Genomic DNA, 23,837 nt, shown 5'->3' with positions numbered 1-23,837 from the left:
AGCGTATAATTGCTCAAAAACGGGGTTTGTGTTTCTCCCGAAACGGAGTATAATTCATTCCGGCAGAACAAATGGGGGTTGAATTACACATGTGGATGATTTATACCATCGGGTTTATCGTCTCGCTGGTACTAGCATTGGGATTGACACCGCTTGTCAAGAAATTTGCGATTAAAGTAGGCGCTGTGGACGTGCCGAATGCCCGCAAGGTGCACACAACAATTATGCCGAGACTCGGTGGATTAGCGATTTTCTTGTCTTTTGTGCTTACGTTCTTCCTGGTTCTTCCGTTTCTTCCGGACAGTATTTCGGTACGCGAAGTGAATTTTATCAAAGCGTTTCTTGTGGGTGGAACGATGACGATTTTGCTTGGGGCGTTCGACGACCGGTTTGATCTGCCGGCCAAGCTGAAGTTCCTCGTTCAAATCGCCACGGCTTGCGTGGTTGTTTTCGGTTTTGACATTCGGATTGAATTTGCCAATATTCCTTTTCATACGTATGCTTCCGTGGAAGGTTGGATTGCGATCCCGTTCACGATCCTTTGGATTGTCGGCGTGACCAACGCGATCAATCTGATCGATGGTCTCGACGGGTTGGCCGCGGGGGTTTCAGCGATCGCTATCGGGACGATTACGGTGATGGCCTTTTTGATGGGCAACACCGTTGTGGCCCTGCTGTGTCTTTTGCTGCTGGGCGGCATTATCGGTTTTCTGTATTTCAACTTTCATCCGGCTAAAATATTTATGGGCGACTCCGGGGCGCTTTTCCTCGGCTTCAGCCTGGCGCTCTTGTCGCTGCTTGGCTTTAAGCAGATCGCCATCGTGTCCTTCCTGACACCGCTCATTCTCATCGGTGTTCCGCTTTCGGACACGTTGTTTGCCATCGTGCGCCGATGGATGCAGAGGAAGCCGATTTTTTCGCCGGACAAAGGACACCTGCATCACTGCTTGCGTGAAATCGGCTTCAGCCATCGTCAGACGGTGCTGATCATTTACGGGATCGCCGCATTTTTCGGCGTGCTGGCGGTTATCCAATCCTCGGCGGCGATGTATAATGCGAACTGGGTCACCTTCGTCGTCATTTGCGTGATGGTGTTCTTCCTGCAAATCGGCGCAGAGGTCATTGGCCTGATCGGCAAGACCAAACGCCCGCTGCTCAACTTTTTTGCGCGTCTGCGCATGAAGGCCGGCACTGAGCGTGGCTCGAAGTAGTTGCCGCTTTTAACGAATCGCTATAATTATGAATTATTATAGGCTTTAGGCGTATGGACTAGCCCTGTCAGCTCGATTGAGCGGCGGGGCTTTTAGCTATATATGGTGCCGGGGGAACCGGCAAATGGACTAGCCGCTATGCCCGTGAAAAGGGTATAATACATGGGACGAGTTTATTTTTTTGAAGGGAGTAATTCGGATGAGCGAGCAACTACTCCATCAGATTTTGCAGAAGTTGGATCACATTGAAACAGACGTGCAGACGATGAAGTCAGACATGCAGACGATGAAGTCAGACATGCAGACGATGAAGAAGGATGTCGTGTCATTAAAAGAGACTCAGGAGCTTATGCAGACGCAGCTTGGTGAAACCAACGCTATCGTCAGAGCGATTCGCGACAGACAGGATGAGACGGACGCGAAGCTAGATGCGCTCAGTATGGACGTTCACAAGCTCCATGGAGAGCTGTCCTCCCTAAAAGAGGGACAAGAGCGCCACGAGAAGATTTTGGAGAAGCTATCGATCCGCTCCCTTGAGCATGAGGCGGATATTCGCGAAATTAAACTGGCGAAATAGATCATTAGATATTCTTAAATAGGCCCTCCGGCTAACGTCGGATGGGTCTTTTTAAATTTTAACAATCAATTTAAGTATATTTTACCTATTTTCCTAAAATAATGGCTCCCGGCATCCGATAACAAACCTATACGACTTTTTGGACGGTTTCCGATAAACAACAAGCGGAAATCACGACATATTCACAAAGGAGAGATAAAATCATGCAACGCATCAAAAAGCCTTTCGTATGGTTCGTGCTGGCAGCCTTGATCGTCACCTTATTCCCGCCGGGAATAGTTCAAAAGGCGAGCGCGGCTACGGCTGCGAACTATTTTCTTCCGGACGATGTCACACTCAGAAACACATCTTTTCTGACTTTGGAAAATACGGCTGACCAGGTCGGAAAAGATCGCTCCAAGATGTATATTACTACAAGCCCTACGGTTAGCTTCACAGGGACATATTCCCATGTTACAGAGGAGTCTTTAAAGGTTAAAGTAGAACGCTTAACGATGAATTCGCAGAATAAAAACTGGGAGACTGACAGTTCCCAATTTAAAAACGGAAGTATTTCCAGGGATACAACTTCCACGGATTATTCGCAAAAGTTTAAGGTAACAAATCTTTCATTGTTCGCAGGTTACAACAAGATTACGCTGTCCGGTTCCCAAAATGGAATTACGCGTGAAGACACTTTTTATATTTTGTTTGATCAAGTGCCTTATGTCCAAGAATTGAAGCTGGTTGGATCCAGTTATGGCAATATTTATTTGAACGAAGGTGCAGAAGTAGTATCAGACAAAGATAATGTCTCAATTTCCGGGGAAGTGAAGAACGCTACAGAAGTAACGGTTAAGGTCAATGGCGGAACAGGCCTAGTAACGACATTAACCCAAACCGGCAAATTTTTCTCGCCTCCTCTGAACTTAAGCCCAGGCTCAAATAAAGTCGAAATTATGATTAAAAGCGGTGCGGATTCCGTTACCATCGAGCGGTCAATTTACTATTTTGATAAGAACAAACCGTTTGACAAAATCAATTTGGAGTACAACGGTAAAAGCTACGACGTAAATAATAAAGTAGCCGTGGTTACGGATAATAGTACGGCACCGACTACAGTGAACGGTACGATTGAGTTTTCCTTATTGCTGAACGATACAGGCAATACTTTTGCCAGTAAAGGTGCGTTAACACTAACGGATTTGAATAATAGTTCCGCGACTCCGGTGACTTCGTTTACCGTTACCAAAGAAACGGAAGTTCCGGCTCCAGATGGGACGACTAGAGCTTATAGAATAGTGGACGTTCGAGTGCCAATCACGTTCTCTAGCGGTGACCAAAGATTCAGCCTAAATCTGCAGTATGACAATGTATATACCACATTTGCAAATATTAACTTTAAGTATCTGCCCGGTGAGGCGGCAATAACCCATTTGAAGTATGTGAAAGATCCAGCGACTATACCGGCGGATATTAATACGCTGCCGGATTTGGACGGAGCCGAAGTGGATAAAGAAACTTTCTATATCCTCGTTGCGGCGGATCAGAATTTCGCTGCTAGCGACCTCAAGGCTGTATATATGCCAAAAGGCGATACGGGTCCTACATTGACCTCCCGCAGTGGTTCGGGTAATCAGTACGTATATGAGGTTAGCGGGTTTTCGAGCGGTAAACAGCAAGTGAAGTTTTCCATTGGTAATTCAAACGCTTCGAAAACAGCGACGATCTCCTACGCAACTAAAAACTATATCTATGTTGAAGGATTGTATGATGGTCAGGTGATTACGAAAGACTCGAGTAATTCGAATCTTTCATTGGAAATTTCGGGCGAATACCGCGATTTTGAAAATTTGTCCAATCCGCAGTTTTTTGTGAACGGGATATCTAATGACAAGTTGACATCACCAATCACTTTCAATCCGACGGTAAATGATTCTAAATTCTCTTTCTCGCTTCCAATCGATGTTAGTGGACCACTCTATTATGGCGAGAACCGGATCAAGTTCGTCGGCGTTTCGATGGATGGAAAAGGTAACTCAAGAACAGTTGTTAAAGAGTTAAGGATATATATTCAAGACACGAATGTATCAAATATTACGGTATTTCGCCCGAAAGTTTTTGATCCGTCCGTTAATTTCTCGGGTCTTAAATTGAATGATACCAGCGGAGCAAATACACAGCTTACGAATATCTTGGCGAACTCACCGGAGTTCAAATTGGTTGGTGAAAAATACGAAACAAGTGCCCAAAAATACGATCTGATTATTCAAGGATCTGGCGCTAAGATCATCAATTTGCTGCGCGGCACTGAAAATGTATTTTCTTCCCAAACGGATGGCGCCGGACTGGATGCAATATTGACTCAAACCACTATGACTGATACATCGCTCATTAGCGGTTCGATTGTCCGTAACGGACAACCGACCTTGCAATATGATATGGCCGTATTTAACGGTAAGTTCGTATTACGCATCAAAGATATTGCGCTGGACACCTTAGGAAGCCAAATTTACAACCTGGAGCTGATTAACACCACAGGGGCACGTACATCGCAAAGACTGGAAATTACTCGGGTGCTGGCTCCATATCGTATTTTGTCCCCTGTTCCTACTGTTGGGGAGCAAATTATCGTGAACAAAAACTTCGTACGCTTTGATATCGAAGCCGAAGGGGCAACTAAAGTTATTATCGATAAAGGCGAAGCGATCAAGCGGACGGATCTGCCGGATAACACACCGGCGCGCTTTATCTACGATTATGTTGGGTTGAAGCCGGACAAATCGACCAAGATCAAGATCCAAATCGTCCGTGGTGAAGAAACGCTCAATGAGACGATTGAGGTGTACTACACCAGCGCAATTGCCGTGGATTCCCAGTACATGACCGAGAAGCCGGGCACGAGTTATAGTGCGTTTAATAAAGCACTGACGTTGTCTTTCCCTAAAGGTACGGTTTTGAAAACCGCGAATGTTCCTGAGGGAGCTGTGACCAAGTTTTATCCCAACAATAAACTGCTGTTCGGGATTGCGGATCCTAAGACAGGCATCGTCGAACGCCGGAATGACTACGGAAATATTTTTAACATTGATAAAGATGAGAGAACGCCTAGTGGTCTTGCCACGCTTACCTTGCCGGAAGACTTAGTTGAATTCTTCAACTCCACGGCAAAAACAAGCAACTTTACTCGTGTCTCGAATGTATACTGGATTCATGGCGGTATCGGAGAAACCGGCAATGGAGATACGTATAAACCGGCAACCAACGGTTTGCCGCCGTATTCTATTTTGCCGCAATACTCGACTTCGCAAAACTTCCGGGATGTGATGATTCGCGAGCCGGAAAGAAAGCTTGTTCCGTCGCAACGGGGAACCTTGAAATTGCAGTATGACAAAAACGTAGTAGATGATGCAGGCACGACCGTAACGGTTTTCCGCTTTAATGAGAACTCGGAATGGGAAAACGTGGGCGGTACCGTAGATACCAAAAACAATACTATTACGGTTCCGTTCGACGATTTCGGTTACTACATGGTTATGAAACAAAGCCGCGGATATAGTGATATCACGAATCATCCATGGGGCCGCAACATTTTGAATGCCTTGTACTCCAAAGGCATCATGCAGAATGTGCAACCTAATGCTTTCGGTGCCGATGACTTGACTACCCGTGGGGAATTTGCGACATTATTGGTTAAAGGCTTAAATATTCCTTTGAACTATGACAATAAGGTACAAACTTATTTTGACGTTGTTCCTGGCGCTAAAACCGACACTTGGGAGTTCAAGTATATCGAAACAGCTTCCAGAGCGGGGATCATTACCGGGATCTCTGAAGGTTACTTCGGAGTGGAGGAGCCGGTTTCGAGAGAACAGGCTGCCATGATGGTCGCCCGGGCGCTTAAGCTGAAACTTCCGGCAAATGATGACAAGCTGAATGCAACTCTGACTAAACAATTTATGGATGCGGGCAAAATCGACCGTTACGCACGCCCGGCTGTTCAAGCCGTTTATAAGGCCAAATATATGGATGGACAAAGCGTAACAACAGCAGGCAGCAAGAAGGCTTCGATCAACTTTAATCCGAAGAACAGCATGACTCGGGCGGAAGCCGGTAAAATTGCGGTGGAACTGCTCAAGAAGAGCAAGATTTTCCCTAAAAACTTAAGCTAAACCATCAAGCTGAGAACCTGTCTATGGGAATATCGCATAGGCAGGTTTCTTTTTTCCAATTACATCATTTTGTAATTTGTTGGAGATTAAGATACAATAGTCAGAGTAATCGATATTTTTGCAAAAGGGTGAACTAATTCAGATGAAACCGATTTTATCGAAACCGCAGTTGGGCTACTCGAAAGCGAAGAGAAAGTTTGAGGATAAATCCAAAGTATTGGAGAAAAAAATTGAGGAGACAGCTAAGCTGCAGGAGGTAACCCAGGAGGTTATGGAACAGCTTGTGCTTGAGACCGGTTTCCATGATGCCTTTAACGAATTGCGGGCGGCGGAAGAAGAACTCATCGAATGGTCCCACATGACCATGAAGCATGAGAAGACGTATAAAGAAAACAGGCAGGCCATCGACGATATGTATACCAAACTGAATAGTGATCCGGCCATGCGAACGCGTATCATCCAATTGGCTATGCGTGTAAGATAATTTTATGGAAGGGATCACCTCTCTAAATTCGATAAGACGTCCATTTTGGACGTCTTATTTGCGTTTTAGTTTCATAAATTATGGGTATTGGTTATGGTAAATGTTGCTTGGTGACTGGGATATTCAAGGATGTTATACTAATTTCCGTAAGGCGGAAGGACAAGAAAAAAGATGAAGATGAGGGGAACAGTGGCAAAGGTAACAATCCTGCAATTTTTTTTCGAAACACCGCAACTTTTTGAAACCCCGTGCGTTTAACATGTAGAGCATTGACAATGATGACCTATTTAGACATTCCAAGCTGTTCCTTTTGGGGAAACTTGTCTATCTATTAGAAAATTTAGCTTTACGGCACTAGGGACTCATTGTATAATGTTTAGGTAGGATTAGGAAACTAGTCTATTTCTACATTCTATTTCCTGTGGCAATGTTTACAAGTTTCTGCGAGTTAATCGCAGACCTAATTTATAGGAAATCTGCTCAGGCTCTGGAAAGGGGGTGCAATGGCTAATGAGTAACACGAGCTATTCATTTAAAGAAAATTCTCATGCGATAGTTAATCAAGGAGGAGAAAAAAAGGTTATGAAGAAAATTTTATCCGTAGCTCTGTCTACAGCAATGGCATTCTCCATGTTTGCTTCCGTAGCATTCGGTGCAGATGCTAACTTGTCTGACGAGCAAAAGTTTAACGCTTTGAAAGAAGCCGGAATCGTGAATGGGATGCCGGACGGCGGTTCCCACTTGGAGAAGGCTTTGTCCAGAGCGGAATTGGCTAAAATCATCGTTAAGGCAACCGACTTGCCACCAGTAACTGGCGTTGCTTCTTACAAAGATAAAGGCTACACCGCTAAGCACTGGGCAGCTTCTTTCATTGAAGCCGCTACACAAGCCGGCATCATGAATGGTAAGGATGCTACTAAGAAATTGTTCGATCCTACTGGCAACGTTACTGTGCAAGAACTTGCAAAAGTTCTGACAATTGCTTTGAAACTGCCAGTTCCTGAGAAAGCTGACAACACTGCTAGTGGTTGGGCTAAAGGTTATGTAGCAGCAGCTGTCGAGAAAGGTTACATCCCTGCAGGCATCAACTACCAAGCTAATGCTACTCGCTCCCAAGCGATCGTTGCAGCTTATGCGATCTGGAATGCAAGTCAAAAACCAACAGTAAAATCTTACAAAGTAGTGGATCCAAAGAACGTTGAATTCACAATGTCCGATGGTGAAGTTGTGAAGGTTGCTTTGGAAAAAGCTCTCGAAGCTAACAAAGAAACCGAAGTGAAATTCACTTACAAGAATTTAGAATACACTGAGAAAGTTGTTTACAAAACAACCGTTGCTCAGAAGGTCGAAAGCGTTAAAGCTGACAACCTGAAACAAGTAGTTGTTAAATTTGACGGTACGGTTGACAAAGCAAGTGCCGAAGAAGAAAGCAACTATAAAATTGATGATGTTGAAATCAAAAAGGCTGAGTTGTCCGATGACAAAACAACAGTTACATTGCTGTTGACGAAGGAAGACGGCGCGCTTGATAACAAGGATGAAACTACACTGAAAATCAATAATGTGAAGAATGAAGACGGTACGGTAACATTTGCTACCGACATCAAATTCACACCAGCTGACGTGACGGCTCCTACTGTAAAAGAAGTAGTAGGTCTCGGAACTAAAGCTTTCAAAGTTAAATTCAGTGAGCCAATTACTGAAGAAGAAGGTTCGGTTTCCAGCAACTTTGAAATTGATGGCGGTGCTGTAGGCGGCTCTGTTACTTATGTTTATCCAGATACCGTAATCGTGAGTGCGAACCTGTCGGTTGGCAGCCATAAAGTATCGATCAGTGACGTAGAAGATTTCTCGGGCTTGAAAGTAGCTCCGGTTGATCACAGCTTCGAAGTTGTTGAAGATACAAAAGCTCCGGAAATCGTGTCTGTTGAAACTAACGATTTGACTGAACTTACAATTACCTTCAATGAAACGATTAAAGATATCGATGATGTTTATGTAAACACATCTTCTAACAATGCTGAATCCATCGATATCGATGATAACAAAGTCACAGTGAAACTTGATGACAAGAGCCCGATGAATTACAACAAGAACTCGGTTCATGTCAAAGGTGTAAGAGACTACAGTGATAACAAGGCGGATCGTGAATCGGAAGTGACGCCGACACTGGATACGATTCGTCCAATCATCACTAAATCCGAAGTTGATATGGATGGTAGTGACTATATCGTAACTCTGACCTTCAGTGAGAAGGTTCGTGAAGACGATGTGAAAGATCTGGATAACTATGTATTGAAAGATGAAGATGGCAAGATTGTCGATGAAGATTTCATTGATAAAGACGGCCATCCGACAAACGAAGTTGATTTGAAAGACATTGACGACAACAAAGTCATTGTAAATCTTGGCAGCGCTCTGGATAAGGATGAGGTTTACAAGCTGGAAGTTAGCGGTATTGGTGACAGAGCGTATGTAAGAAACGTCATGATGCCTCAAACGATTGAAGTCGATACTGGTAAAGCTGGTAACGATACGTTTGAAAGAGCATGGGTCGACAAAGACTATCTGTATCTCCAGTTCTCTACTGATCTTGCTACAGACGGTAACGGCAGTGCAAGAGACAAAGATAAATTTACTTTGGTAGATACTGATGGCAAACGTTATTCTTATGACGGTACGGTCAATATTTATAACGCTGACAGCATCCGTCTGGAGAAAGATGATTTCGATGGCAAAGAACCTGCAAAAGGTATGAAGATCGAAGTAGCTTACATTGCTAACAAAGACGGCGACTTGATTAAGGACAACGGTTCGTCTGTATTGGTACAAACAATTAGTGATAAGGCTACAGACAAATTGTTCGACATCGTTGTAAATGACTCTGAAGTAGTAGATGTTGATGAAGTGAAGATCAAATTCTCTGCTAAAGTCAATAGCTCCAGCGCTAAAGGCTTTGAAGTTGATGGCAAACAGCCAAATAGTTCTTCCCTTAGCAGCGATGGAAAAACTTTGACGCTTAAATTCAATAACAGCAATGAACTGAGCAAAGATGGCGCATACATTCTTAAAATTACAAGCACTAGTGCTGCTTCTGACGTATACGGTAACAAGCTGACGTCTGGCGATACTTATACTCTGCAAGATAAGATTAAACCGGAACCTAAGGGCAGTTATTTTAACGTTGAGAAGATCGAAGGAGTAACAGATGCTGTTTACTTTGACATCGCACTCACTGAAGGAATTACAATTAATAACTTTAACTCGGATTATGTGAATGGTCTGTTTAAAGTTAAGGTAGGTTCAGATACAGCAACAGTAACTGCCGTTACTTACGGTAAGAACAATGACAATACTGTATTGCGCTTGAGAGTAAATGCTTCGGAAGCATCTCTCAGCGGCAAGAAAGTTACTGTCGAATATGATACTACCAAAGGTGTAATTTACGACAGAAACAAAAATGATCTTGATGATTTCACAGCTTACAAACGCTAAGATTTCATCTAAAAAGGCAGACCTTAAGGGGTCTGCCTTTTTTACGTATACCCCCGCAGGGCGTAGCTCTAGGGCGGTCATTTCATAATTGCAGTCGCAAGAATACGGTGAAACCCGCAGGAGTTAACATAGGACATAAATCGAGAGTCACGAAATTCCGGAAAATCGGAGAGGCTAAGCTGCAAGGAGAAGGGGAAATGATGCATATGTTAATATGTGAGAGGGCGGAGTTAACCGCCCACCTCCTACTTTTTATGCCCATTATGGGCGTCAGCTTAAATGAGGGGTCGTCAAGTCAGGAATTAACGTAAGGGGCCAACTAAGGCAAAAACACTGTTTAAAAAGGTTAAGAAATCCAGTCAGGGATCACTTGTATTATGGACCTTAAATAAAGGGATACCCACAATTCATTAATTTGTGATATTAATTCATCTTGAGTTCATATTTATATATTTAACTAAGTTTAAACTTTTTTTAAGCTTTTACGTATATAATATATATACGACTTTTTATTAGGAGGTTTGGACTTGAACAAAGCAAAATCGTTAGTAGCATCAATAGCTGTAATGGCTTTATTAGCCCAAGGTACTACAGGGATTGTAGATGCTGCCTCAACAACACCGAAGAAGACGACCCAGACGAAGCAAAAATCATCGGTTAAAACACTTAACAATTTGAATGCGGTGAAGGTAACATCCAAAAGTACCGTGAGACTTAGTAATGTCAATATTTTATCCCAAGAAGAAGGCAGTGTGTTAACCTATACGTTAACCTATAATAATAATGACAGTAAGACTTTGTCTCTGGTGGATTATTGGACAAAAGTGAAGACGAATTCAGGGACGGTTTATTCCGTAACTGCAATAAGCGCTGATAAAGACAAGAAAAAGGTTGTCCCCGGTTCTTCTCTCAGCGTGACGTATACCGCCAAAATTGCCAAAGGGTTAAAGTATAGTGATTTGAACTTTCAAGTCATTAAATGGAATTTCAGTGTAGCAGGATATGAGCAATTACTGGGCAGCATAAAAATTCCTTCTACATACTCTGTTACTACTCCCGTAAAGAGTTCGGCAAAATTGAATTTGAATGGCTCCTCTGCGGCAGCTAAAGTTAATTCCGTTAATATTTTGGGGCTGAACGACAATAAATATGTATATGTGGAACTAAATCTTCAAAATACAAGCTCTAAAACTTTGGAAAATCCGAATCTTAAATTTGTTGTCCAAACCGCCGGCGGGACGCCTTTTGCCCTATCCGCGGATTCGACAAGCTCGAATTATCAAATTTTGCCGCAAGAAACGAAAACGCTGAATTTAATAGCTAAAGTTCCAAAATCGGTAAATCTAAAAAATCTACAGCTTTTGATGGCGCAAAACGATGAAACAACCAAAAACGATTTGCCGATCGCGTCGATGGACTTGGGAATTACGACAGGTCAATTTACCAAAACGGCCGTGAATAAAGAAAAGGCCTTAACTGTCGATAACAACAAAATTACGACCAAGATCAATAGCGTCTCCAGAAACCAAAGCTTTGGAGAAAGTACACTGTCTATCCAGTTTGAGTTGGCGAACAAAGGGCATAGCACGATTACGCTCCCCAACTATTCGTTTGAAGTGCAGGTTGGCTCGAAGACATATCCGCTTACGGCCAGCGGTTTAACAGGCACAGCGTTGGGGCCCGACGAATCGCAGATCATTTCTATTGATGGTATAATTCCTGTTATCGCTAATGAAGAGGAAATGGAGCTTATCCTGAAAACACCGACAGGGACTTCCACGGCAGAGGATCCGAGCGGAACAAAAGCCACGACGGGTAGCTATCCGATTGCTCTTTACAGTTTCCCTGAGTTTGAGGAAAGGCAGTCTACAGCGGGAGGACAGGAGCGTACCGTCAAAAACAACGATGGGGTCTATGGCGTAACCTTGGATAGTGTTCAAAAACTGCCGTGGGATACCGGAAATATTTTAACTTCCAAAATTACGATTACGAATAAGGGGAACAAGGCAGCCAAACTTCCGGAATTTGTTGGAGCTTATAAAATGGATGGGGCCAACATCAGCAGTACAGTGCAACTGATAAACAGCAATACCACCCGGATCTTGGGAGAGGGTGAGAAGGCGGATGTTTACGTCGTTGCCAACATCCCATCCGACTTGAATTTCTCGCAAATGCAGGTGCAATTGCAGCAGAAGACAGGAACCGATTCTACTAGCAATTGGGTGATGTTTACTAAATACGGCAAGACTAGCGACTTGAAACTGGTTGCCGACGGCGGTTTGTTTGATCTGAATACAGCTGGGAAAAAAGCGGACCTGCAAACACGGAAGACGTACTTGTACAAAGGAACGACTTACGACGTGTTATATACGGAGCTTGTTCTCCGCAACCAGGAAGATAAGCAAAGCAATCTTTCCCGCTTGACGGGGTACTACCGAACCAAGGATGGACAGTACTACAAGGCAACGGCAAATCAGGTTACGCGTACAGTCGGACCTAAAGCTGCCAGTATTGTAACTTTCTCTGCCCAAATCCCTAAAGCGGCGGATGTTGCCAACTGGGATCTGGTTATCGGAGAGAGTATTTCGGAAAACAAATTTACAAGTACGGCGGAAGAGGCGGTTACGGGTTACGTCAACGCTTCGGCGATGGAGTTAACTTTGGATAGCCGTGATTTGCAGAATTCTTTGAAAAATATCGAACTGTTCCCTTACACGCTAAACATCGCGAATATAGAAGGAAAAACGAGCGGTTCCGGATTGGAAGTAAGCTTCAAATATGAACTTAAACGCGATTTGAACTTTGAAATGGGCGAATTCCAGCATAAGTATCTATTGGAGGTTGTCGATTCCAGCGGAGCGAGATTTGAAAAGGAAATCGAGCTGGAAAAAGACTTTGAGCTTGTCACCAATAGAGATTACTCATATGTTATTAACGATCCGATTTTTACGGCCATTAGAACGGGTTCGTTCCAATTCTCAGTCTACGATCTCTACCAAGGTGTTAAAACAAAGCTTGCCACTCAAGCCGTCGGGTACGGTGAAACCGATCTGTAACTTGACTATTTTTATCAAAAACAAGGCCAAAGTCATAAACGACTTTGGCCTTGTTCCATTCTCGTGAAACGAATATGATAGAATCATCAAAGGAGAGATTAGAGGAGGAACAGCATGAAGACACCATGGAAAGTAGCTGCGGCCGCTGTTGTGGTTGGCGGAGGAATATGGGCAGGTTCTTTAATGAATTTGACGGCAGAAGGGGCGGGAGCCTCTACCCAGCCGGGAACCGCTGATGATCCGGTGGTTACGAAGAGCTATGTGGATCAAGCCATCCAACAGGCCCTAAAGGGCGGAGGGGCGACTACAACTCCGTCTACACCTTCTAAACCAACCGCACCTGCAAAAACCGACAATAACGAAAGCGGTAGCGCCAGTACAGAAGCCATCGAGATTGTTGATGTGAAGCCGGGGAAGATTCTCATCGCCTCGGCGGGCGCGGAATTTATCGTCCGATCCGGCAAAGCGGTGATCTACAGCGAAGATTCCAATGGTGTTGCGGATTTGACTGACGGGAAGGATGTCGGCAACGGGGGAACTGTAGCGAATAACCACTTGCTTTCGTTTCCGCGTGCAGGACGCGGGATTCAGGTTGCTGAGGGGAGCAAGTATAATCTAACCGTTATGGTTCGAGGCGGTTATTCGGTCAAGTAAGGAATTAACATACGACCGCATGTTTTTGCCAGATGTAACAAACATTAAAAGGGCTAGGTGAAGGGTCGGTGCACATACTACTCCTGAGATAAAAATTTTGCAGGAGGTGCATCCCTTTATGGCAAGAAGCAACCGTAAAATCGTACCGGAAAGCCGTCAGATGATCAATCAAATGAAGTATGAGATTGCTGCGGAATTCGGGCTTCCTGTTGCAAATACCATGGGTTTAGCGGGGTCCGCAGATGCCGAATTTGCCGGTGAACTCGGCGCTTATGGATCAGGTAACTCGGGAATGGAATGGAAATACATGACTTCCCGGGAGAATGGCTCGGTCGGAGGGGAAATTACGAAACGTCTTGTCGCTGAGGCGCAGAAACAGCTTCTTTTGTAAAAACTACGGACTTGTCCCTTATTTCTTTTGACATGACCTGGCAAATACGTTAATATGACTTTTGAGGATTGTCAATTCAACCTTTTCCGCTAAGGGAAAGGTTCATTTTTTGATTTGGGTAAAAATTCACCCGATCGCCGATCCTCGAGGATTCACGGTATCATATTTAGTATTGGATACTTGGGCTTTTGCCATACTATCCATAGGGGAGGTTGATTTTCATGTCCATCCAAGGGCGACACTTATTTACTTCCGAGTCCGTAACTGAAGGGCACCCGGATAAAATTTGCGACCAAATCTCCGATGCGGTTCTTGACGCATTCCTTGAGAACGATCCTTACGCTCGCGTGGCGTGCGAAGTTTCCGTAGCTACCGGGCTTGTACTCGTCATCGGCGAAATCAGCACCAAGTCGGAATATGTGGATATTCCGGCCATCGTGCGTAAAACGGTGAAGGAGATCGGATATACCCGGGCTAAGTACGGATTCGATTCCAATACTTGCGCCGTTTTGACATCGCTGAACGAGCAATCCGCGGATATTGCGCAAGGCGTTAATGCGGCGCTCGAAAACCGTGATCCGGCTCAAGTGGATAAAGAAACCGAAAATATCGGCGCAGGTGACCAAGGCTTGATGTTCGGTTTTGCAACAAATGAGACGCCGGAATTGATGCCGTTGCCGATCGCCTTGTCCCATCGTATTGCCCGCCGTCTTTCCGAGGTGCGCAAGGATGGTACGCTGGATTACCTCCGTCCGGACGGTAAAACCCAGGTGACCATCGAGTACATCGATGGCAGACCAAAGCGTGTGGACACCATCGTCGTATCCACGCAGCATGCCGAAGAAATTGCGCTGGAGCAAATCCAGAAAGATATTAAAGAAAAAGTCATTCTCCCTGTGGTTCCAGCCGAGCTGCTGGATGGAGAAACCAAATATTTCATTAACCCTACAGGCCGTTTTGTTATTGGCGGTCCTCAAGGCGACGCCGGTCTGACAGGCCGTAAGATTATTGTCGACACGTACGGCGGATATGCTCGCCATGGCGGCGGTGCCTTCTCCGGGAAGGACCCGACCAAGGTGGACCGTTCGGCAGCTTATGCAGCCCGGTACGTAGCGAAAAACCTCGTTGCCGCCGGCTTGGCCGACAAGGTGGAAATTCAACTCGCTTATGCCATCGGCGTAGCAAACCCGGTCTCCATTAACGTAGACACATATGGAACAGGGAAAATTGCAGAAGAGAAGCTGGTTGAACTGGTACGCGAAAACTTTGATCTTCGCCCGGCCGGCATTATCCGTATGCTGGATCTTCGTCGTCCGATCTACCGCCAAACCGCCGCTTACGGTCATTTCGGCCGCACGGATATCGACCTTCCTTGGGAGCGTGTCGATAAGGCGGAGGCTTTGAAGGCTCAAGCCGGGATCTAAAGGGTGAAAACACAAACAGGGTATCTTGTTCCATTTGGAGATAAGGTATCCTGTTTTTATTTTTTTGAAATATGTCTATCACAGAGTCCTAAACTTCACCCCCACATATGCCGTTAATAAATATAGGTGTGCGCTTTATGGCCTATGGCGTGAAATACATAAGCGATGCAGGTGAAAGGGGAACTTTACGAATGAAACGAAAAGTATCGGCATTGTTGGCCGTTTTTATGGTCATCAATCTATTAAGTGCTTGGGGGAGCTTGTCGGTTTCGGCTGCCGTCCCTCCAACGGATTTGGTTAGTTCAAGCCCGGTTAACGGGGAAAGTAACGTGCCTATCAATACCAAAATCAAGATGAGGTTTAATCAAAAGGTGACTTCGAAAGGATCGATTTGGCTGACCAAGAGCAATACGGGTAGCTCGCAAACCATTAACGCTACGGTTACCACGGCAACCTATGAAGTAGAGTTGTCTCCATTGGGACAGCTTGAGTACAATACCCTCTATACGGTACAAGTTCCTAAGGGGACCTTTACCGGAGAGGACGGTACGATAAATGACGCGGAGTACTGGTCTTTTCAAACTGTTGCCGGCAGCAGCACAGGTTCTATTACAGTGTCTTCCTTCAATCCGTCCGCCGGAAGCACGAATGTAAGCGTCAATGTGCAGCCCAGCATACAGTTTAATAGAAATGTAAAGCTGAATACTTCGCAAGGGGGGCTTACGCTTCGTAGATCCAATAGCTCGGCTTCCATTCCGATTAGCGTAACGTCAAATGGGTATAGCACAGTCACGATTAATCCGAAGTCCAGCCTTGAGCCGGGAACAAGATATTATGTGGAAGCCGATCGTTACGGGATCGTGGATGCCAGCAATAGTTCCAATTATTTTGAGGGCTTTTCCGGAAGCAGCCGCTGGTACTTTACTACGGCCTCCGATAATGATAAAACGGCACCACTTCTCCAGAATGCCACCATGTACAACAATACCAGAATTCGTTTGCAGTATAATGAGCGACTCGATTCCTCCATCAATATTCCAGATTCGAGCTTTACGGTGACAGTAAACGGGGAGAATCGCCGGGTTGACGATGTCTCTGTTTCCGGAGACTATGTGTATGTCGAGTTGAGGACTGGAGTAGCCGTAGGGCAAGACGTTAAAATCAGCTATACAGGTCAAACGATTAGAGATCGGGCGGGAAATGCGGCGGCAACTTTTTCGAATAGAGCGGTAACCAACGGGATTGACTCGGTTAGTCCGAAACCAACTGACGGTAGAGTTAGCGGGAGTGAAATAACCTTGTATTTTACCGATTCGCTAAAGAGCCCATCAAGCAATGCCTATCAGCAGTTCACCGTCACGGCAGATGGCAAAACTAAAAGCGTCAACAGACTAACTCATAGTGGATCGACGATTACATTGTACCTATCCAGTTCCGTCTCCAACGGAGAAGTGGTAAAAGTCTCATATACACCTGGATCCTATCCGTTACAGGATTACAGAGGTATGGAGATTGCAGGATTTAACGATTATTTTGTCCGGAATTACTATGATTCTGTGGCGCCTGTATTTAAGAGTGCGCAAGGATCGGATAGAACCGTAATTCTGAACTACAATGAAGCCTTAAGAACGACCCGATTGCCTTTAAAAAGCCAATTTTCGGTGTTGGTAAATAATGCGCCCGTATATGTAAATGCTGTAGAGATTATAGATAACCAAGTAAAGCTAACGTTGGCCTCTTCTTTTACACAAAATCAAGCAGTAACGGTATCCTACGTGGCAGGCGGGAGCGATGGAATCGCTGACCTGAACGGAAACCTGGCGGGGTATATCAACCTGCAGCCGGTCACCTATGCAGCGGTAGCCGAGGGGGTGCGTTCCGCCACAGTTACGGGGGATACACTGACGATAACATACAACAACACGCTACGGGGGATGTCTTACCTTCCGGTGAACCAGTTTAATGTATTCGTAGATAAACTCAGCATTGGGATCACGTCCGCCACCATTAGCGGGAATACCGTAGTTCTGAAACTGGCGACTCCCGTAACGGCCGGGCAAGTAGTTACTCTGTCTTATCTGACGGGGGCATCTTCACTTTACGATACGCTTGGCAATCAGTTGAAAAGCTTTAACAACATGGCGGTACAAAATACGGCAGGGGGTCAAACGAATTCCAATCCAACCGGACAGACGTCAACGACACCAACCTCCCAACCGGATTATCTCACGAACATGTCGAATGTTGATTTTGGCGTAGGCGGTTTTCTGCTGAATCTCAATGCGGCCCAAGCGACGGACAGCCGCTCCAAATTCGGCCAGGGAATCAAAAAATATACGATCGATACGGTTAAGCTGCAGAATGCGTACAAATACTTGACCGCGAGCAATGCGCCGACAAAGCGGATCGTGTTCGAGGTTCCTTCTACGGAGAAGGCCGCTGAAGTAGTCATTCCTGTGACCGCTTTGATGGACATGTACAGCAGCGGAAAGACCGGTACTTTTGCGGTGAAATACAATTCGGTGATGTATGAACTGCCTATCGAGAAAATCCCTTATATGGAGATCTCGAGATCCTTGAATGTATCGGCACTTACCTCCGCATTTATTACAGTACAGTTAGAACCGGTAACTAAGGTTCAGATGCCGTCAGTAAATTATAATAATGGGGTTACGACAACGCCTTTGGGAGATCCCATTCAAGTCAGCGTGACTATATCTAATGGGACTGCGGCGCAAAGCGCCGTTGAGTTGAACACTACCGGAAACATTTACATGAAAGCTTCCGACACCACGGCAAGCGGCCAAACCTTCTTGGCTCAATTCGAGTTGCTGACCAGAACGGCTTCTTTTGTGCCTTCAACGGTGAAGGGGAGCGGAAGCAGCTATGTGCTCAGCGGAAAGATCAGCGGGAACAAGGCGGTTGGACCTGCGGCGGGGTATAGTTACTTTTCGGATACACTGAAGCATTGGGCGAGTAAAGATATCACGGAGCTGGCGAGCAAGCTGATCATTGATACCCGCTCGGGCGCCAAATTTGAACCCGATAAAAACATCACCCGCGCCGAGTTCGCCGTATTTATCGCAAAAGGGCTCGGTTTGACCGCAGATGCATCCAATGCGCGCCGGTTCTCCGATGTCGCGTCCGGAAGCACTGTTGCCGGCTATATCGGTGCGGCGGCGAAAGCGGGGATTATCAACGGAACACCCGCCGGGACGTTTAAACCGGGAAGCTTCATCACCCGGGAACAGATGGCTTTGATGATGGTGCGGGCGATGGAATATGCCGGGCATGATACGAACCTGGGCACTTCTTCCGCACAGGTGCTCGGCCGCTTTAAAGACGGCTCGAAGATCCAGTCCAAGGAAACGGTGGCCAAAGCCGTCAAGGCGGGCATTATTCAGGGCGTTAATGCCTATACGTTCCGGCCTACGGGAAATGCTACCCGCGCCCAAGCCGCTGTGATGGTGAAACGGGTGTTAAACAATTTGAACTATCTGTAAAAAATTACTCTGGCTAGTTTACGCAGCCCGCTCTCTTATTCGGAGAGCGGGCTGTTTATGCTGGAATTCTTTCGATTTTGTAATTTCCACCAATTCTCATGAAATTTGCTTTTTTTCGTAACTTTTCCGCGGGATTGTAGTCTATTAAATAGGTGGAAGATTCCCGGAGTCGTCTCGGGATCATAGACAGCACACAAAGATGGGAGAGTAGCAAATAAAAATGGTAGTTCGTAGAGAAGAGACCGGAAATAGAATGAAATGGACGCAAATTGCTGCAAATAAAGGTAAAAAATGGATTATTGTATCGTTGGCGGGGTTGATCTGGATCCAGCCGGTGGTGTTACCCGAGTTGTTCGGAGGCTCGATATCGACGATTCATGCGGCGGCCAGTCAGGCCACCCGTTTAGGTGAGGAAATCGTTACGTCCGGAGCCAAGCTCGTAAAATATCGGTATACGACGACTCGCTCAGGGAAGCAAGTAAATGTGCTGGCCGACGTGATCGAGATAGATTTGAGTAACCCATACGTCCAATTGGATGTGATGACAGGCAAAGGCGGACAACTGACGACCCGGCAAACCGTTGAAGGCATGGCCAAGGAGACGGGCGCCGTGGCCGGAGTGAACGGAGATTTCTTTGCGACGGGGGGGCAAGGGGTACCGATGGGCGCCGCCGTTTCCAAAGGCACGTTGGTGACCAGTCCGGCGCAGCTTACGGGGATGTTTGCTTTTGGCGTAAATAACGGCAACACCCCGATCATCGATCGGTACATGTTTAGCGGCACCGTACTGGCTGAAGACGGCACGACCTTCCCGCTGGAGGGGATTAACCAGGAATCGTATACAACGGAGCCGGATAAGGCTCACAGCCATGTCAACAAAATGTTTATCTATACAAGCGCATGGAAATCCGAAGAGCGTCCGAAAGGGAGCGGGACGACGCCGACGGAGGTGTTGGTTCAGGGCGGAGTGATCCAGCAAATTTCTCCTCAGTCGGCGATTCCGGGGCCGGTTCCGGCGGACGGATATATTTTGCGGGCGCATGGTCAGGCGGCAGAATACATATCCGCTCATTTGGCGGTAGGACAACGGCTAGAGACAAGGTATTCGTTGGTTTCGCAAACGAGCGGCCAGGAGATAAACCCGTCCGATTTCAAAATGCTGATCGGAGGTCATACGCTTCTGGTCGATCAGGGGAAAGCGTCCTCGTTCACCCGCTCGACCACCTCGATCAGTGGGAGCAGTTCCGTGGCCCGAACCGCGGTCGGCTACTCAAAAGACGAGAAGAAGGCATATATTATTACGGTCGAAAAGAACAGCGACAGTCCCGGGATGACCTTGAAGGAACTGCAAAGCTTTATGACGTCGATCGGGGTCTGGAAAGGGCTGAACCTGGACGGCGGCGGCTCGACGACGATGGTCACTCGTCCGCTCGCCGAGACGGAGGCGGAGCTGACGTTTACGACCTCCAACGGCTCCGCGGGTCAACGCTCTGTGGCCAATGGGCTCGGCGTGTTCACGACAGCTCCGCAGGGGACGCTCAAAGGGCTGCAGGTTAGCGGGGCTTCGACTTTGCTGATCGGGCAGACGGTGTCTTTTAGCTTGAAGGGCTATGACACCTATTACAACCCGATCGATACGGCGAGCGTTCAAGCCACCTGGAAGTCGAGCAACGGGAATGTAGCTTGGACCGGGTCGGGCTTTAAAGGCATTAAGGCAGGCGCCGCAAAAATAACGGCGGTAAGCGGAGAGGCAAAGAGCAGCATGGATGTGACCGTGCTCGGCGGCAGCGATCTGGCCGGCCTGACGCCGGTAACGACATTTGCGCCGCTGGAGGCCGGAGCGACCGTCTCGGTTCCAGTGACCGCCAAATTGAAAAACGGACGAACCGTGAACGTGCCGGATGAATCGGTCAAGTGGGTGTTCTCCGGCATGAAGGCAAGCGTGCAAAGTGGTGTCCTGACGGTGCAATCCATCAATAACGGGGCCAAGGTTGCTTATGCTACGCCAAAGTATGACGGATTCAGCGGGACGCCGATCGTGCTGTCCTCTTCCGAAGAGCAGGTTTGGGAAAGCTTCGAGAATGTGAGTTATCCGGTGTCCTTTACCGGCTTGCCGACGGAGGCCAAAGGAACGGCAGCGATCGTCCAAGGAACCGGAGAGCGCGCCAAATCCAAAGTGCTTAAACTGGATTATGACCTGACCGGAGGCAGCGGCAATAAATTCGGCTATGCGCAAATCAATGGAACCGCAGGCAAGGCTATTCCGGAAGGAGCTACGTCGATGGCCATCGACGTGCTTGGAGATGCGGGCCTGAACTGGCTGCGGGCCGAGTTTGCCGGAGCGGACGGAAAGAGCGTTTATGTGGATCTTGCGCGGCCACTCGACTTTACCGGATGGAAGACATTGACGGTCGATTTGACGGCAAGCGGACTGAAGCACCCGGCCAAGCTGAAACGGCTTTATGTGGTAAACCTGGAGGACGGCCAGGATGAGCGTGCCTTGACGGGAAGCGTGTCTTTTGATAATATCCGGTTTACTGCCCCGGTGACGGGTGGAGATACGGGCCTGCCAAGCGCTACGGTGACGATGATCGCCGGGCAGAAAGCGATGACCGTAAACGGGCAAAAACAAAATATGGACGTGGCTCCGCTGTTGAAGGACGGAACGACGTATATCCCGATCAAGTATGTGGTGGATGCTTTTGGCGGGGAGGCGTTATGGAACAAAACCGCGAAGAAAATCACCGTCACGCGCGGTACCACCGTGCTTGAGTTAACCGTAGGGAAGAAAGAATTTATTCTGAATGGGGCTACGAAAAAAGCCGAGGTTTCCCCGATTATCGATAACAATAGGACTTTGGTCCCTCTTCGCTTGGTTTCGGAGCAACTAGGGATATCCGTAAATTGGGAAAAGAAAACCAAATCCATTACCCTCGAATCATGATATGATAAGTTCGGAGTATACGGACACAGGGAATGGAGAAGGGTGAAGTGGCAGACTATCAAGCTGATGCAATTGACCGCGTTATTAAAAACGCCGTAGGCGTTATGGAGAATAGCAAGCTGCAGATCCTTGAAATTCTGGACGCAGCGCGGAATGAGCTCAAGACGCTCAACAATGAGTTGCAGCAGGTCGTTAAAGAAACCGCAGAGACTGTGGAAAAGGTCGATCAACTGGAAATTAATTACCGGCGTTCCCGCATCCGGCTGACGGAAGTCAGCCGGGATTTTGTGCGGTATAAGGAAGAAGACATTAAACAGGCCTATGAGAAAGCCACCCAGCTTCAGTTGGATCTATTGATTTACCGGGAAAAAGAAATGTATTTGAAAGCACGCCGGGATGAATTACAGAAGCGGGCGCGAAATGTCGAAAAATCCGTGGAACGGGCGGAAACCGTCAGTTCGCAGATGGGGGTTGTGCTGGAATACCTGTCGGGTGAACTGGGTCAAGTGTCCCGAATTCTGGAGTCGGCCAAAAACCGACAGATAATCGGTTTAAAGATTATTTTAGCGCAAGAAGAAGAAAGAAAGCGGATCTCGCGGGAGATTCATGACGGACCGGCTCAGCTTTTGGCGAATCTAGTTCTTAGGACGGAAATTGTGGAAAGAATGCTTGCCAAGCAGGAATTTAAGATGGTACAGGACGAAATAGTAGACTTGAAGAGTCAAGTCCGTTCCAGTCTGGAAGAAATGCGGAAAGTCATTTTTAATTTGCGTCCCATGGCTTTAGATGATCTAGGTTTGATTCCGACTTTGCGCAAGTATGTACATGATTTCGAAGAGAAGACCAAAATTAGAACGACCTTCGAAACGAGAGGGAAAGAACATCGCATGTCTTCACCCATGGAGGCGGCGGTATTCAGACTGGTTCAGGAAGCTCTCACCAATGCAGCCAAGCATGCCTTTCCTACTTATGTCGGTGTCGATATCACCTATCAGGCCCAAATGGTCAAAATCGTAGTTCAAGACAATGGACTGGGATTCAAGGTCGATCAATTGGAGCAGAAGACAAAGGAGCATACCCATTTCGGTCTGATTGGGATGCGGGAACGGGTAGAATTGCTGGAAGGAAGAATGGAAATAGAGTCGACAGCGAACATAGGCACCAAAATCATTATCCACATTCCGACAAATGCAGAGAAGAGAAAGGAGCACCAGGATGGATAACCTTGTTACCAACAGTAGACAAACAATTAAAGTTCTCTTGGCAGATGATCACCAGCTGTTTCGCGAGGGATTGAAACGGATTTTGAATATGGAGGAAGATATTGAGGTCGTTGGGGAATGCGGTGACGGCTCTCAGGTTCTGGAGTGCTGCCACCAGTTAGAACCGGAGATCGTGCTCATGGACATCAACATGCCGCTCTTAAACGGAGTGGATGCGACGGCCGAGCTTCGCGACTCGCTTCCGGAAGTCAAGGTCATTATTTTATCGATTCATGATGATGAAAGTTATGTATTTGAAACCCTGCGCAAAGGGGCTACCGGTTACTTGCTGAAGGATATGGAAGCCGAATCGCTGATTAACGCGATCCGCACCGTGGCCGAAGGCAATGCCTTCATTCATCCGAAGGTAACGGGGAAATTGATTCAGCAGCTTCGCCGGATGGAGTACCTGAGTGAAACGGGCGCGATCGCCGAGGATCATGCGATTCGCGAAGCAGGCGTCAAATTTGTGGCGGGCGAAGATAATCCGCTCACGCGCCGCGAAGCGGAAGTGCTCCGATTGATGGCGGAAGGACGCAGCAATAAAATGATCGGGGAGCATTTGTTTATTAGCGAAAAAACGGTCAAGAACCATGTCAGCAGCATCCTGCAAAAAATGGATGTCGATGATCGGACGCAAGCGGTAATCAATGCGATTAAATTCGGCTGGGTAACCCTGTAAGGA

General features: G+C 46.7%; 13 protein-coding genes. All 13 read left to right on the top strand.

The window, feature by feature from the left end:
- Positions 1–89 precede the first annotated feature (89 nt).
- The 13 genes from V4U84_RS04045 to V4U84_RS03985 all read left to right on the top strand — a co-directional run bounded on the left by V4U84_RS04045 (position 90) and on the right by V4U84_RS03985 (position 23,834).
- Positions 90–1,211, top strand: a complete 1,122-nt coding sequence (locus V4U84_RS04045; RefSeq protein WP_334072178.1) for a glycosyltransferase family 4 protein — start codon at positions 90–92, stop codon at positions 1,209–1,211.
- 199 nt (positions 1,212–1,410) lie between these two features.
- The gene (locus tag V4U84_RS04040) at positions 1,411–1,788 is read left to right on the top strand and encodes a hypothetical protein (protein ID WP_334072177.1); all 378 of its coding nucleotides are present in this window, start codon (positions 1,411–1,413) and stop codon (positions 1,786–1,788) included.
- A 203-nt stretch (positions 1,789–1,991) separates the two neighbouring features.
- A complete protein-coding gene (locus tag V4U84_RS04035; protein WP_334072176.1) occupies positions 1,992–5,939 on the top strand; it encodes an S-layer homology domain-containing protein in 3,948 nt (1,315 codons plus the stop codon).
- Between the two features lie 142 nt (positions 5,940–6,081).
- Positions 6,082–6,423 (top strand): hypothetical protein, encoded by a 342-nt coding sequence (locus V4U84_RS04030; RefSeq protein ID WP_334072175.1) that lies wholly within the window; start codon positions 6,082–6,084, stop codon positions 6,421–6,423.
- A gap of 510 nt (positions 6,424–6,933) precedes the next feature.
- Complete coding sequence (locus tag V4U84_RS04025) at positions 6,934–9,918, top strand: S-layer homology domain-containing protein (protein WP_334072174.1); 2,985 nt, start codon at positions 6,934–6,936, stop codon at positions 9,916–9,918.
- Between the two features lie 527 nt (positions 9,919–10,445).
- Positions 10,446–12,974 carry a hypothetical protein gene (locus V4U84_RS04020; RefSeq protein WP_334072173.1) on the top strand — a complete coding sequence of 843 codons (2,529 nt, stop codon included), beginning with the start codon at positions 10,446–10,448 and terminating at the stop codon, positions 12,972–12,974.
- A gap of 114 nt (positions 12,975–13,088) precedes the next feature.
- Complete coding sequence (locus tag V4U84_RS04015) at positions 13,089–13,628, top strand: hypothetical protein (RefSeq protein WP_334072172.1); 540 nt, start codon at positions 13,089–13,091, stop codon at positions 13,626–13,628.
- A 118-nt stretch (positions 13,629–13,746) separates the two neighbouring features.
- Complete coding sequence (locus V4U84_RS04010; RefSeq protein WP_334072171.1) at positions 13,747–14,019, top strand: alpha/beta-type small acid-soluble spore protein; 273 nt, start codon at positions 13,747–13,749, stop codon at positions 14,017–14,019.
- Between the two features lie 221 nt (positions 14,020–14,240).
- The gene (gene metK, locus V4U84_RS04005) at positions 14,241–15,443 is read left to right on the top strand and encodes a methionine adenosyltransferase (RefSeq protein ID WP_334072170.1); all 1,203 of its coding nucleotides are present in this window, start codon (positions 14,241–14,243) and stop codon (positions 15,441–15,443) included.
- 191 nt (positions 15,444–15,634) lie between these two features.
- Complete coding sequence (locus tag V4U84_RS04000) at positions 15,635–18,946, top strand: SwmB domain-containing protein (protein ID WP_334076808.1); 3,312 nt, start codon at positions 15,635–15,637, stop codon at positions 18,944–18,946.
- 253 nt (positions 18,947–19,199) lie between these two features.
- Positions 19,200–21,890, top strand: coding sequence for a stalk domain-containing protein (locus V4U84_RS03995; RefSeq protein ID WP_334076807.1), 2,691 nt, complete (start codon positions 19,200–19,202; stop codon positions 21,888–21,890).
- 47 nt (positions 21,891–21,937) lie between these two features.
- Entirely contained in the window at positions 21,938–23,113 is a 1,176-nt protein-coding gene (locus V4U84_RS03990) for a sensor histidine kinase (RefSeq protein ID WP_334072167.1), read from the top strand.
- A complete protein-coding gene (locus V4U84_RS03985) occupies positions 23,106–23,834 on the top strand; it encodes a response regulator transcription factor (protein WP_334072166.1) in 729 nt (242 codons plus the stop codon). Before V4U84_RS03990 ends, V4U84_RS03985 begins: the two co-directional genes overlap by 8 nt.
- The last annotated feature ends 3 nt before the right edge of the window (positions 23,835–23,837 follow it).

It is taken from the genome of Paenibacillus sanfengchensis (genome assembly GCF_036864765.1).
Lineage (GTDB): Bacteria > Bacillota > Bacilli > Paenibacillales > Paenibacillaceae > Fontibacillus > Fontibacillus sanfengchensis.
This window is presented reverse-complemented; position numbering and strand designations above follow the sequence as displayed.

Coding starts and splice junctions, on each gene's coding strand:
- V4U84_RS04010 (WP_334072171.1), top strand. CDS start 13,747: ATGGCAAGAAGCAACCGTAAAATCGTACCGGAAAGCCGTCAGATGATC.
- V4U84_RS04000 (WP_334076808.1), top strand. CDS start 15,635: ATGAAACGAAAAGTATCGGCATTGTTGGCCGTTTTTATGGTCATCAAT.
- V4U84_RS03985 (WP_334072166.1), top strand. CDS start 23,106: ATGGATAACCTTGTTACCAACAGTAGACAAACAATTAAAGTTCTCTTG.
- V4U84_RS03995 (WP_334076807.1), top strand. CDS start 19,200: ATGAAATGGACGCAAATTGCTGCAAATAAAGGTAAAAAATGGATTATT.
- metK (WP_334072170.1), top strand. CDS start 14,241: ATGTCCATCCAAGGGCGACACTTATTTACTTCCGAGTCCGTAACTGAA.
- V4U84_RS04015 (WP_334072172.1), top strand. CDS start 13,089: ATGAAGACACCATGGAAAGTAGCTGCGGCCGCTGTTGTGGTTGGCGGA.
- V4U84_RS04035 (WP_334072176.1), top strand. CDS start 1,992: ATGCAACGCATCAAAAAGCCTTTCGTATGGTTCGTGCTGGCAGCCTTG.
- V4U84_RS04040 (WP_334072177.1), top strand. CDS start 1,411: ATGAGCGAGCAACTACTCCATCAGATTTTGCAGAAGTTGGATCACATT.
- V4U84_RS04030 (WP_334072175.1), top strand. CDS start 6,082: ATGAAACCGATTTTATCGAAACCGCAGTTGGGCTACTCGAAAGCGAAG.
- V4U84_RS04045 (WP_334072178.1), top strand. CDS start 90: ATGTGGATGATTTATACCATCGGGTTTATCGTCTCGCTGGTACTAGCA.
- V4U84_RS04025 (WP_334072174.1), top strand. CDS start 6,934: ATGAGTAACACGAGCTATTCATTTAAAGAAAATTCTCATGCGATAGTT.